The organism is Pseudomonas sp. NFACC43 (genome assembly GCF_900119645.1).
Taxonomy (GTDB): domain Bacteria; phylum Pseudomonadota; class Gammaproteobacteria; order Pseudomonadales; family Pseudomonadaceae; genus Aquipseudomonas.
This window is the reverse complement of record NZ_FPKK01000003.1, coordinates 382050-396877: the sequence shown is the minus strand read 5'-3', so window position 1 is coordinate 396877 and position 14828 is coordinate 382050. Positions and strand designations below refer to the sequence as shown.

Annotated in this window: 2 protein-coding genes (1 of these 2 only partly in view); both read left to right on the top strand. The window is 65.9% G+C overall.

Features of this window, described 5'->3' with window-relative positions:
- The first annotated feature begins 99 nt into the window (after window positions 1-99).
- Window positions 100-12444 (top strand): non-ribosomal peptide synthetase, encoded by a 12345-nt coding sequence (locus BT179_RS08540; RefSeq protein WP_072430714.1) that lies wholly within the window; start codon window positions 100-102, stop codon window positions 12442-12444.
- On the top strand, window positions 12444-14828 hold the 5' end (the start) of the coding sequence (locus BT179_RS08535) for a non-ribosomal peptide synthetase (protein WP_072430713.1). It continues 11151 nt past the right edge of the window; 2385 of the gene's 13536 nt are visible here — the first part of the coding sequence; it begins with the start codon at window positions 12444-12446; the stop codon falls past the right edge of the window. Before BT179_RS08540 ends, BT179_RS08535 begins: the two co-directional genes overlap by 1 nt.

The following is a 14828-nucleotide window of genomic DNA, read 5'->3' as shown; positions in this document are numbered from 1 at the left end:
TGACACAAATTCTCAAACGCTAATTTTTCCGGTCTGCATTCGTTTTATAGGGACGACTTGCCTTTGTGCCTTGTGCCCACTGATTCCGGATACCCAGAAATGAATGCTGAAGACGCCTTGAAACTTGCTCGCCGGTTTATCGGGTTGCCCCTGGAAAAGCGCCGGATGTTCCTGGCAGCGTTGGACAAGGAGGGCGTGCAGTTCAGCGGCTTCCCCATCCCCCAGGGCGTCGAGGCCGAAGATCGCCAGGCCTTGTCCTATGCCCAGCAGCGCATGTGGTTTCTCTGGCAGCTGGACCCTCACAGCGGTGCCTACAACCTGCCCGGCGCGGTGCGGCTCAAGGGCGCGTTGAGCCTGTCGGCCCTGGAGCAGGCCTTCGCCAGTCTGATGGCTCGTCATGAAACCCTGCGCACGGTGTTCCAGCGCCAGGCCGACGACAACCTCCTGCAAGTGCCCATGACCGCGCCACTGGTGATCGAGCAAGAGGATTTCAGCGCGTTGGCGACCGCCGAGCGCGAGCGTGCGGTGGCCGAGGCGGCGCAACGACAGTCGCTGCTGCCGTTCGATCTGGCGGTCGGGCCGCTGTTGCGGGTCAAGCTGCTCAAGCTTGGCGAGCAGGAGCATGTATTGCTGCTGACCTTGCATCACATCGTCTCCGACGGTTGGTCGATGAACGTGCTGATCGATGAATTCATTCGCTGCTATGACGCGCATGAAGCGGGGCAGCCACCGCAACTCGCACCGTTGCCGATCCAGTACAGCGACTATGCCCTGTGGCAGCGCCGCTGGCTCGAAGCGGGCGAACAGGCACGGCAACTGGAATACTGGCAGGCGCAACTGGGGGATGAGCATCCGGTACTGGAATTGCCCACCGATCACTCCCGCCCGGCCATGCCGAGCTACCGTGGCAGCCGTCATGAATTCGCCATCGACGGCGCCTTGGCCGAGCAGCTGCGCAGCACAGCCCAGCAGCATGGCGTGACGTTGTTCATGCTCTTGCTCGGCGCGTTCAATGTGCTGTTGCATCGCTACAGCGGCCAGTGCGATATCCGTGTCGGCGTGCCCATCGCCAACCGCAATCGCGATGAAATCGAAGGCCTGATCGGCTTTTTCGTCAACACCCAGGTGCTGCGTACCGAGCTCGACGGGCAGACACGGGTGGTAGATCTTCTGCGGGCCGTCAAAGAGGCCGCCCTCGGCGCCCAGGCCCATCAGGACCTGCCGTTCGAACGCCTGGTAGAAGCCTTGAAGCTGGAGCGCAGCCTCAGCCATACGCCACTGTTCCAGGTGATGTACAACCATCAGCCGCAGGTGGCCGACCTCACCCGCATCAGCACGGCATCCGGGCTGGAGCTGGGCATGATCGACTGGCAGGGCCGCACCACCCAGTTCGACCTGACCCTGGACACCTTCGAGAAGGCCGGCAAGCTGCACGCCGCGCTGACCTACGCCAATGACCTGTTCGAAGCCCCGACCATCGCGCGCATGGCGCGGCACTGGCTGCGTCTGCTGGCGGCGATGGTGGCCGATCCATCGCAGCGCATCGGCGAATTGCCCCTGCTCGATGCCGACGAGCATCAGGTCCTGGTGCACGACTGGAACACCACTGCCCAGCGCTACCCCACCGACCGGTGCATGCATCGGCTGATCGAAGCCCAGGTGGCGCGCACTCCGCAGGCCGTGGCGGTGTCTTGCGGCGAGCACAGCCTGACCTACGCCCAGCTCGACGCCCGTGCCAACCAACTGGCCCACCTGCTGATGGCGCAGGGCGTACAGGCGGACAGCCTGGTGGGGATCTGTGTCGAGCGCTCGGTGGAAATGGTTGTTGGCCTGCTGGCGATCCACAAGGCCGGCGGCGCCTATGTGCCACTGGACCCGGAATACCCGCAGGAGCGCCTGGCCTACATGATTCAGGACAGTGGCATCGCCTTGCTGCTGACCCAGGGTTCGCTGTCGGCGGCACTGCCCACCGATGACGTCAGCGTGATCCTGCTTGATCAGCCGGCCGGCTGGCTCGACGCCTACAGCGAACGCCGCCCCGAGGTGGTGGTCGATCCGTTGAGCCTGGCCTATGTGATCTATACCTCCGGTTCCACCGGCCGGCCCAAGGGCGCGGGTAACAGCCATGCCGCGCTGGTCAACCGTCTGTGCTGGATGCAACAGGCCTACAGCCTGGACGGCAGCGATGCGGTGTTGCAGAAGACACCGTTCAGTTTCGACGTGTCGGTATGGGAATTCTTCTGGCCCCTGATGACCGGCGCCCGGCTGGTGATGGCCGCGTCGGGAGCCCATCGCGACCCGCTGCAACTGATCGACAGCATCAACCGTCACGGCATCAGCACGCTGCACTTCGTGCCGTCGATGCTGCAAGCGTTTATCCACGAGCCCGGCGTGGAAACCTGTACCGGGCTCAAGCGCATCGTCTGCAGCGGTGAAGCCTTGCCCCTGGATGCCCAGCATCAGGTCTTCGCCAAGCTGCCGAACGCCGGGCTCTACAATCTGTACGGTCCGACCGAAGCGGCAATCGACGTGACCCACTGGACGTGTGTCGACGAAGACGCCGATTGTGTGCCGATCGGGCAGCCGATCGCCAATCTGCGCACCCATGTGCTCGACGCCCAGCTGAAACCGGTGCCGTGGGGTGTGTCCGGTGAGTTGTACCTGGGCGGGGCGGGGTTGGCGCGCGGTTATCACCGGCGCCCGGCATTGACCGCCGAGCGCTTTGTACCGTGCCCGTTCCATGCCGGCGAGCGCCTGTACCGTACCGGTGATCGCGTGCGCCAGCGTGCCGACGGCGTGATCGAATACCTTGGCCGCCTCGACCATCAGGTCAAGCTGCGTGGCCTGCGCATCGAGCTGGGTGAAATCGAGACCCGGCTGGTGCAACACCCGCTGGTGCGCGAGGCGGTGGTGCTGGTGCAGGACGGCAAGCACCTGGTGGGCTATGTGGTGCTGGAAAACCCCCAGCCGCCCGAGCAGTGGCAACAGGACGTCAAGGCCTGGCTGCTGGGCAGCCTGCCGGAATACATGGTCCCGACCTACCTGATGCCCCTGGCCAGGCTGCCGGTGACCGCCAACGGCAAACTGGATCGCAAGGCCCTGCCGCAACCGGATGCCGCGCCGCAGCAAGCGTTCGTCGCTCCTCAGGATGCGCTGCAGATTGCGCTGGCCGGCATATGGCAGGACGTTCTGGGGCTGGAGCGGGTCGGCCTGGAAGACAATTTCTTCGAACTGGGCGGTGATTCGATCATCTCCATTCAGGTGGTGAGCCGTGCGCGACAGCTCGGTATCCACCTCAATCCACGCGATCTGTTCCAGCACCAGACCGTGCGCAGCCTGGCGCTGGTGGCCAGCGTCGAGCATCACAATGCCGTGGACCAGGGGCCGGTCACCGGCCAAGCCCTGCTCGGACCGATCCAGCATCGGTTCTTCGCGCAGCCGATGCAGGACCGAGCGCACTGGAACCAGTCGTTGCTGCTCAGCCCGCGCGAGCCCGTGGACGCGCAGCGACTCGACGAGGCGCTGACCTGCGTCATCAATCACCACGACGCCTTGCGCCTGCGCTTCGTCGAAGAAGCGGACGGCTGGCGACAGAACCATGGGCCGCTGCTGCAAGGCGCTGGCCTGTGGCTGCGCGATGCGCAATCGGTCGAACAACTGGGTGCGCTGTGCGACGAAGCGCAGCGCAGTCTTTGCCTGCGGGATGGGCCGCTGATGCGGGCGATGCTGGTCAGCCTGGCCGATGGCAGCCAGCGGCTGGCGCTGGTCATCCATCATTTGGTGGTGGACGGCGTGTCATGGCGTGTATTGCTGGAAGATTTGCAGCAGGCCTACGAGCAGTTGGCGGCGGGTGGCGGTGTGACGTTGCCGGCCAAGACCAGTGCGTTCCAGGGCTGGACCGAGCGCCTGAGCGCCGAAGCGTCGCGTTTCGACGACCAGTTGGCCTATTGGAAAGCCCAGCACCAGGGCGCGCAGGACCTGCCATGCGAGCGTCCGCAAGGCAGCCTGGAAAACGCCCATGGCGCCAGGATCCAATGGCGCCTGGACGCCGGGCTGACCCGGCAATTGCTGCAACAGGCACCAGCGGCGTATCGCACCCAGGTCAACGATCTGCTGCTGACCGCGCTGGCTCGCACCGTCAGCGGTTGGAGCGGGCAGCCGGGTACGCTGGTGGAGCTGGAAGGCCATGGCCGCGAAGACCTGTTCGATGACATCGACCTGACCCGAACGGTCGGTTGGTTCACGAGTCTGTTCGCCGTGAACCTGACCGCCGCCGACGACCTCGGCGCTTCCATCAAGGCGATCAAGGAACAATTGCGCAGCGTTCCCGACAAGGGCCTGGGCTATGGCGTGTTGCGCCATCTGGCTGCGCCCCAGGTGCGAGCCGAGCTGGCCGACCTGCCACCGGCGCGCATCACGTTCAATTACCTGGGCCAGTTCGACCGACAGTTCGACGAATCGGCGCTGTTCGAGCCGTCCAGCGAAGGCAGTGGCATCGCCCAGGACCCCACGGCGCCCCTGGCCAACTGGTTGACCGTGGAAGGGCAGGTGTACGGCGGCGAGCTGACCATGAGCTGGGGGTACAGCCGTGAGATGTTCGACAGCGCCACCGTGCAGCGACTGGTGGATCGATACGCCCTCGAACTCACGACGCTGATCGAACATTGTGCCAACCTGGCCGTGCCGCAAGCCACGCCCTCGGATTTCCCCATGGCCCGCATCACCCAGGCGCAGCTCGATGGGCTGCCCGTGCCGACCGGCCAGCTCGACGACCTGTACCCGCTGTCGCCGATGCAGCAGGGGCTGCTGTTCCACACCCTCTACGAGCAGGCCGCGGGCGAATACGTCAACCAGCTGCGGGTGGATGTGCAAGGCCTGGAGGTGGAGCGCTTCCGCGCGGCATGGCAGGCGTGCATCGATGCCCAGGACATCCTGCGCAGCGGCTTCGTCTGGCAGGGCGACCTGCAGCAGCCGTTGCAAATCGTCCACAGGCACCTGCCGGTGCCGTTCACCGTGCTGGACTGGCGTGAGCGTGCCGACCAGGCGCAGGCCCTTGCCGCGCTGGCCGAAGACGAGCGGGCCAAAGGCTTCGACCTGAGCCAGGCACCGCTGTTACGGCTGGTGCTGGTGCAGACCGGTGCCGGGCAATGGCATTTCATCTACACCCATCACCACATTCTGATGGACGGCTGGAGCAATGCGCAGCTGCTCGGCGAAGTGATGCAACGCTACAACGGCCACGCCTCGGCCAGCGTCACAGGGCGATACCGCGACTACATCGCCTGGCTGCAGCGTCAGGACGAGCAACTCGGCAAGGACTACTGGACGGCGCAACTGGCCACCCTGCAAGAACCGACCCGACTGGCCCGGGCCACCTCTGGCAGCGACAGCCAGCGCGGGCACGGCGACCTGTTCCAGACCCTCGATGCCCCGCGCACCCAGGTGCTGGAGCGCTTTGTCCGCCAGCAGAAAGTCACCCTCAACACCTTGGTGCAAGCGGCGTGGCTGTTGCTGCTGCAACGCTACACCGGCCACGACAGCGTGGCCTTCGGTGCCACCGTGGCCGGGCGTCCGGCGGATCTGCCGGGCATCGAGCAACAGGTCGGGTTGTTCATCAACACCCTGCCGGTGATCGCCGCGCCGCGTCCGGATCAATCCGTCGGGGCCTGGCTGCAAGCGGTACAGGCGCAGAACCTGGGCCTGCGGGAGTTCGAGCACACGCCGCTGGCGGATATCCAGCGCTGGGCCGGGCAAGGCGGCGAGGCGCTGTTCGACAACATCCTGGTGTTCGAAAACTATCCGGTTGCCCAGGCCCTGCAGGACGGCGCCGGACAAGGGCTGGTGTTCGGCGAGGTCGCTCACCTGGAGCAGACACATTACCCACTGAGCGTCGCCGTGACCCTCGGCCAGACCCTGGCGCTGCACTACAGCTTCGACCAGGCGCATTTCAGCCCGGCGACCATCGACCAGATCAGTCGTCACCTGATGCACCTGTTGGAAACCTTCGCCGAATCGGCGACCCGCAACCTGGGACAGATCGCCCTGGTGGACGCCGGGGAACAGGCCCGGCAACAGGCCGCCAACCATCGGCAGCCATACCCGACCGACATCGCCGTGCATCAGCGCATCGCCCGCTTGGCGGCGCTGAAGCCCCACGCCACGGCGGCGATCTTCAACGGGCAACGGTTCAGCTATGGCGACATCGACCGTCGAGCCAATCAACTGGCCCATGCCCTGATCGCCCGCGGCGTCGGCCCGGAAACCCTCGTCGGCGTGGCCCTGCCGCGCAGCGAAGGGGTGATCGTCGCGTTGCTGGCGGTGCTCAAGGCCGGCGCCGCCTACGTGCCGCTGGATACCAGCTACCCCCGCGAACGCCTGGCATACCTGATCGAGGATTCGGGGCTGGCGCTGTTGCTGACCGATTCGCGGGTGTCGGCGCAGCTGCCGCTTGAGGGGGCCGCCCAGGTGCTGGAACTCGACAGCCTGGACCTGCGTCAGCAACCCCTCGATGCGCCCGATGTCCAGGTCGATCCGCAGAACCTGGCCTACGTGATCTACACCTCCGGTTCCACCGGTAACCCCAAGGGCGTGAGCGTGGCCCATGGCCCGCTGGCGATGCATTGCCAGGCCATCGGCGAGCGCTATGAAATGCGTGACAGCGATTGCGAATTCCACTTCATGTCCTTCGCCTTCGACGGCGCCCATGAGCGCTGGCTCACCAGCCTGACCCATGGCGCTTCGCTGCTGATTCGCGACGACAGCCTGTGGACGCCGGAGCAGACCTATCACGCGATGCGCGAACACGGCGTGACCGTGGTGGCGTTTCCGCCGGTGTACCTGCAACAACTGGCCGAGCATGCCGAGCGCGAGGGCAACCCGCCGACAGTGCGGATCTACTGCTTCGGCGGCGATGCGGTGCCCAACGCCAGTTTCGAACGGGTCAAGCGCGCCCTAGACCCGGACTTCATCATCAATGGCTACGGCCCCACCGAAACCGTGGTCACGCCGCTGATCTGGAAGGCCGGCCGCGACGTGGCCTGCGGTGCGGCCTATGCGCCGATCGGCAGCCGCATCGGTGATCGCAGTGCCTATGTGCTGGACGCCGACCTCAACCTGCTACCCCAGGGCATGGCCGGTGAGCTGTACCTGGGCGGCACGGGCCTGGCCCGGGGATACCTGAATCGCCCGGGGCTCACGGCCGAGCGCTTCGTCGCCGATCCGTTCAGCAACGGCGGCTTGCTCTACCGCACCGGTGACCTGGTGCGCCAGCGCGCCGACGGCACCTTCGATTACCTGGACCGCATCGACAACCAGGTGAAGATTCGCGGGTTCCGCATCGAGCTGGGCGAAGTCGAAGCCAGCCTGCAAGCCCTGGACGGCGTGCGCGAAGCCGTGGTGGTGGCCCAGGAAGGCACCGCCGGCAGCGGCAAGCGCCTGGTGGCCTATGTCGTGGCCGATGAGTCCGCGGCCCGGCGCCCGGCGTTCGCCGAGCAACTGCGCGAGCAGCTCCAGGCCACCTTGCCGGCGCACATGGTCCCGGCCTATCTGCTACTGCTGGAGCGCTTGCCACTGACGCCCAACGGCAAGCTTGACCGCAAGAACCTGCCCAAGCCTGACGTCAGCCAATTGCAGCAGGATTACGTAGCGCCGCGCAGCACCCTGGAACAACACCTGGCGTCCATCTGGCAGGATGTGCTCAAGCTCGGGCAGGTAGGGCTGCGGGATAACTTCTTCGAACTGGGGGGCGATTCCATCGTCTCGATCCAGGTGGTCAGCCGCGCCCGTCAGGCCGGCATCCACTTCACCCCGAAGGATCTGTTCCAGCACCAGACCATCGAGGCGCTGGCGAGCGTGGCGCGCTCGGGCCAGGCTGGCCCGGTCATCGATCAGGGACCGGTGGTCGGCGAACTGCCGCTGTTGCCGGTACAACGGCTGTTCTTCGAACAGGCGATCCCCGAGCGTCAGCACTGGAACCAGGCGGTGATGCTCAAGCCCACAGAAAGCCTCGATCCCCGGTTGCTGGAGCAGGCCCTGGACGCGCTGCGGGTGCATCACGATGGCCTGCGCTTGAGTTTCACCCCCGGGCAGGCGGGATGGACGGCACATTACCGCTCGCCGGCCAGCCCTTGCGCTGACCTGCTCTGGGTCGTGGATGCGCCGGATGCCGATGCATTGCACGACATCGCCAACCAGGCACAGCGCAGCCTCGACCTGCAGGACGGCCCGTTGTTGCGGGCCGTGCTGGCCAATCTGGCCGATGGCAGCCAGCGGCTGTTGCTGGTGATCCACCATTTGGTGGTGGACGGTGTGTCCTGGCGCATCCTCTTCGAAGACCTGCAAGACGCCTATCGCCAGTTGTCCACCGGCCAACAGGTGCGGCTGCCGACGAAAACCACTTCGGCCCGGGTGTGGGCCGAGCATCTGCAGGACTATGCGCGCAGCGCCGCCTTGCAGGAGGAACTGACGTATTGGCAGGCCTGTCTGGAGGGTGTCGACGGGCAATTGCCGATGGACAATCCACTGGGCGGCCAGCAGGAGCGTCTCGCGCTGACGGTGCGCACCCGACTCGACGCGTCGTTGACCCGTCGATTGCTGCAGGAGGCGCCCCAGGCCTATCGCACCCAGGTCAACGACCTGCTGCTCACCGCCCTGGCCCGGGTCATGGTGCGCTGGACCGGAAGCGACAGCGCCCTGGTCCAGCTCGAAGGTCACGGCCGTGAAGCCCTGTTCGACGATGTCGACCTGACCCGCACCGTCGGCTGGTTCACCAGCCTGTACCCGGCCAGGCTCACCCCGACGGCCGACCTGGGCAGTTCCCTCAAACAGATCAAGGAGCAACTGCGGGCGATCCCGAACAAGGGCATGGGATTCGGTGCCCTGGCCCGACTGGGGGATGACTCGGCGCGGGCGATCCTGGCCGCGCTGCCGACACCGCGCCTGACCTTCAACTACCTGGGCCAGTTCGATGCCAGTTTCGACGAGGCCGACGGTGCCCTGTTCGTACCGGCCAGCGAAGGGGCCGGGGACGAGCTGGACCCGCAAGCGCCGTTGTCCAACCTCCTGGCGCTCAATGGCCAGGTATTCGGCGGTGAACTGAACCTGGGCTGGACCTTCAGCCGCGAGGTGTTCGACCCGGCCACCATCCAGGCCCTGGCGGACGATTACACCCGCGAGCTGCAAGGGCTGATCGAGCATTGCTGTCAGGGCGGGCAGGGCGGCGTGACGCCGTCGGACTTCCCCCTGGCCAGCCTGAGCCAATGGCAACTGGACGGGCTGCCGGTGGCGATGACGCAGATCGCCGACCTCTACCCACTGTCGCCGATGCAGCAGGGGATGCTGTTCCACAGTGTCTATGGCGAGGCCAGCGGCGACTACATCAACCAGTTGCGCCTGGACGTCGAAGGGCTGGACCCGGAGCGCTTCCGCCAGGCCTGGCAGGCGGCGGTGGATGCCCACGACATCCTGCGTACGCGCTTCGTCTGGCAGGGGGACCTGCCGGAGCCGGTGCAACTGGTCAGCAAGCACCTGGAACTGCCCTACCGCCTGCATGACCTGCAAGGCGATCCGCAGCGCGATGAAACCTTGCTGGCGCTGGCCGATGCCGAATGCCGACAACTGGCCCTGGACTCTGCGGCCCTGTTGCGATTGACCATCGCGCGTCTCGATGAGCAGCGCTACCACCTGATCTATACCCATCACCACATCCTGATGGATGGCTGGAGCAACTCGCAGTTGCTCGGCGAGGTGCTGCAACGCTACAGCGGCAATCACGTCGCCGTGCAGGGCAGCCGCTATCGGGACTACATCGCCTGGCTGCAACGCCAGGATGGCGCCGCCAGCCAGGCGTTCTGGATGCCTGCGCTCAAGCGCCTGGAGGCTCCGACGCGCCTGGCCGACGCCATGGCCCGCCCGGCTGAGACCGGCATCGGTTACGGCGACCATGTGCAAGTGCTGGACGAAGGGTTGACCCGACGCCTGGAAACCTTCGCCCGGGCCTCGAAAGTCACCGTCAACACCCTGGTGCAGGCGGCGTGGCTGCTGCTGTTGCAGCGCTACACCGGCAAGGACACCGTGGCCTTTGGCGCGACGGTGGCCGGCCGCCCGGCGGACTTGCCCGGTATCGAGCAGCAGATCGGCCTGTTCATCAACACCTTGCCGGTCATTGCCAGCCCACGGGCCGAACAGTCCCTGGACAGTTGGCTGCAAGCGGTGCAAGGGCAGAACCTGGCGCTGCGGGAATTCGAGCACACCGCATTGCTGGACATCCAGCGCTGGGCCGGCCAGGGCGGTGACGCACTGTTCGACAGCCTGCTGGTGTTCGAGAACTACCCGGTCGCCCAGGCCCTGGAGCAGGGCGCGCCTCAAGGCCTGCGCTTCGGCCCGGCAGCCACCCGGGAGCAGACCAGCTATCCGTTGACCTTGCTGGTGAGCCTGGATCGACAGTTGTCGGTGCACATGAGCTACCAGCGCGCCAGTTTCCAGGCCGACACCGTGGTGCGCCTGGCGGCGCACCTGGCTCAGTTGCTCGGACAGATGACCGGCCAGGGCGAGCGCTGCCTGGGGCAGTTGTCCATGCTCGGCTTCGATGAGCATCAACGCCTGACCCACGACTGGAACCCGGTGGACGCTCCGTTCGAGCAAACCCTGTGCGTCCATCAGGCGATCGCCCGCCAGGCCGAAGCCATGCCGGATGCCCTGGCGGTGACGTTCGCCGAAAACCGTCTCAGCTACAGCGAACTGGACGGTCGCGCCAATCGCCTGGCCCACAAGCTCATCGAACTGGGCGTGGGCCCGGAAGTTCGGGTGGGCGTGGCGATGCCGCGGTCCGAACACTTGCTGGTCGCCTTGCTGGCAGTGCTCAAGGCCGGCGGCGCCTACGTGCCACTGGACCCGGATTATCCGGCCGAGCGCGTGGCCTACATGCTCGACGACAGCCGTGCCCGCGTGCTGCTGACCGAGCAGGCCGTGGCGGTGACCTTGACAGTTCCGGCCGACACCGCCGTGCTGATGCTGGACCGCATCGAGCTTGGGCAATATTCCCTGGATGCGCCGGCGACCGGGGTCACTCCGGACAACCTCGCCTATGTGATCTACACCTCCGGCTCCACCGGCAAGCCCAAGGGCGTGGCGATTGCCCATCGCAACGTGCTGGCGCTGGTCGACTGGTCCAGGTCGGTCTATCGCCGCGACGACATCCAGGGCGTGCTGGCTTGCACTTCGGTGTGCTTCGACCTGTCGGTATGGGAGCTGTTCGTGACCCTGGCCAACGGCGGCTCGCTGATCATCGCCCGCAATGCGCTGGAACTGCCGCAGCTGCCGGCGCGGGATCAGGTACGCCTGGTCAACACCGTGCCATCGGCCATCGCCGCGTTGCAACGCAGCGGCGATATCCCGCCCGGCGTGCGCATCATCAACCTGGCGGGCGAGCCACTGAAGCAGAGCCTGGTGGAGGCGCTGTATCAATCGACCCGCGTCGAACACGTCTACGATCTCTACGGCCCTTCGGAAGACACCACCTATTCCACCTGGGCGCGGCGCTGCGTCGACGGCACGGCGAATATCGGCCGTCCCCTCAAGCACACGGCCAGCTACCTGCTGGATGCCGGTCTGCAACCGGTGCCCCAGGGAGTACCGGCGGAGCTGTACCTGAGCGGCGCGGGCATCACCCGTGGCTATCTCGGGCGAGCGGCGATGACCGCCGAAAAGTACGTGCCCAATCCGTTCTCCACCACCGGCGAGCGCCTGTACCGCACCGGTGACTTGTGCCGTTACCGCGCCGATGGCGTGCTCGAATACCAGGGGCGCATCGACCATCAGGTGAAGATCCGTGGCTTTCGCATCGAGCTGGGGGAAATCGAAGCGCGACTGCTGGCTCAACCGGGGGTACGCGAGGTGGCCGTCCTGGCCCAGGACGCGCCGGGAGGTCCGCAATTGGTGGCCTATGTGGTGGCGCCTGCGCTGGACCGGGAAGCCGACGACCTGCGTGCAGTGCGCGACCGACTCAAGGGCGGGCTCAAGGCGCATCTGCCCGACTACATGGTCCCGGCCCACCTGCTGTTTCTCGACCAACTGCCCATGACCCCGAACGGCAAGCTCGACCGCAAGGCCTTGCCGGCCGTGGAGACCGGCTTGTCCCAAGCCGGCTACGTGGCCCCGGTCAGCGAGCTGGAACGACAGGTCGCGGCGATCTGGGCACAGGTGCTCACCGTGGAACGCGTGGGTCTGAACGATCACTTCTTCGAGCTGGGCGGCCATTCGCTGCTGGCGGTCAACGCCGTCTCGCGCATGGCTCTCGAACTGGGGTTGACCCTGACCCCGCAGCTGATTTTCCAGCACCCCGTCCTGCAGGATTTCGTCGCGCAACTGGACACCGGGGACGGGCCGATCAATGAACAGAAACTGAACAAGCTGGAAGCCCTGCTTGATGAAATGGAGGAAGTCTGATGGACAAGAGTGTTGCTTTGAGGATTGCCAAGCGCTTTATCACTCTGCCCCTGGACAAACGCCGGCTGTACCTGGAAAAGATGCTCGAAGAGGGCGTCTCGCCGGCCAACCTGCCGATTCCCGAGGTGCGTTCCGGGTTCGAGGATATTCCATTGTCCTATGCCCAGGAGCGCCAATGGTTCCTGTGGCAAATGGAGCCCAACAGCTCGGCCTACCACATCCCCAGTGCGCTACGCCTCAAGGGCCCGTTGGATGTACCGGCCCTGGAGCGCAGCTTCAACGCCCTGGTAGAACGCCATGAAAGCCTGCGCACCACCTTCATCGAGCGCGACGAGCGGACAGTGCAGGTGATCCACCGGCAGTTGCCGCTGCGCATCAGCCTCGAGTCGTTGCCCGCGGACTCCACCGCCAGCCTCGAGGACAGCCTCAAGGCCTTCGTCGAGCGCGAGACCGCGCGTCCGTTTGATCTGCGCCTGGGGCCGCTGCTACGGGTTTCCCTGTTGAAAATCGCCGAGGACGACCATGTGCTGGCGCTGATCCAGCACCACATCATTGCCGATGGCTGGTCGATGCAGGTGCTGGTCAATGAACTGGTGAGCCACTACGCGGCGGACACCGTCGGCACGCCGCTGGCCTTGCCGGAATTGCCCGTGCAGTACGCCGACTATGCGATCTGGCAACGCCATTGGCTCGAAGCCGGCGAGCGTGAGCGGCAGTTGGCCTATTGGGTCCGGACCCTGGGCGGCGAGCAACCGGTGCTGGAATTGCCCCTCGATCATCCGCGCCCGCCCGTACAGAGCTTTCGCGGCGCACGGCTGGACCTGGACCTGCCGCCGCAATTGGCGACGGCACTCAAGCAACTGGCCCAGCGCCAAGGGGCCAGCCTGTTCATGGTGTTGCTGGCCTCGTTCCAGGCCTTGCTGCATCGCTACAGTGGCCAACCGCAGATCCGCGTCGGCGTGCCGGTGGCCAACCGCAACCGGGTCGAGACCGAAGGCCTGATCGGCTTCTTCGTCAACACCCAGGTGCTGAACGCCCATGTGGACGGGCAACTGCCGTTCGACCGTCTGCTCGACCAGGTCAAGCAATCGGCCATGGCCGCCCAGGCGCATCAGGACCTGCCGTTCGAGCAGTTGATCGAGGCACTGCAACCGGAGCGCAGCCTCAGCCACAGCCCGATCTTCCAGGTCATGTTCAACCATCAGACCGCAGGCGATGCCCAGGGCCGGCAGTTGCACCTGCCGGGCCTGGGCATCGAAGACCTGGTGTGGGAGGGACGCACAGCCCAATTCGACCTGACCTTGGGCACGTATGAAACCGAGCAGGGAATCGCCGCCGAGCTGACCTATGCCACCGACCTGTTCGAGCCGCAGACCATCGAGCGTCTGGTCCGGCACTGGCAGAACCTGCTGCAGGGTATCGTCGACGCGCCGCAGCGACGCATCGGTGAGCTGCCGCTGCTCGACAGCGACCAGCAACGCCTGATGCAACGGCAATGGCACCGAGTGGTGGAGCAGGGGACACAGGCCACCTGCGTCCACCAGCGCATCGCCGAACAGGCCCGCCAGTCCCCCGATGCGCTGGCCCTGACCATCGATGGCCAAACCCTGACCTACCAGCAACTGGACACCCGGGCCAATCAGCTGGCCCACCGCCTGGTCGCCCTGGGCGTGACGCCTGACCAGCCGGTGGGCATCGCGCTGGAGCGCAGCGCCGAAATGATCGTCGGCCTGCTGGCGATCCTCAAGGCCGGCGGTGCCTACGTGCCGTTGGACCCGGCATATCCCGAGGATCGCCTGGCCTACATGATCCAGGACAGCGGCATCCGCCTGCTGTTGACCCAGGCCCGGCTGCAGGCTGTGTTGCCCATTCCGGCGACCCTCCAGACCCTGCTGCTGGACCAGCCCGACATGGCGCTACAGGATGCTCCCGGCACCTGCCCGGCGGTGCCACTGAGTGCCGAACACCTGGCCTACGTGATCTACACCTCCGGCTCCACCGGCAAACCCAAGGGCGTGATGGTGCGCCATGGCGCATTGAGCAACTTCGTCACCAGCATGATTGCCCAACCCGGCCTGACGGCTGGCGACCGCATGCTGTCGCTGACCACGTTCTCCTTCGACATTTTCGGCCTGGAGATCTACGGGCCGCTGTCGGCCGGGGCCAGCGTGGTGCTGACCGGCCAGAACGTGCACCAGGACCCGGAGGCGGTGCTGGCGCTGGTGGGGCAGCACGATGTGACCATGCTGCAAGCCACGCCTTCGAGCTGGCGCATGCTGCTGGACCACGAACAGGCTCCGCGACTGGCGGGGCGCACCTTCCTCTGCGGCGGCGAGGCATTGCCGCTGGAATTGGCGCAGCGGCTGCTGATGCTTTCGCCCAAG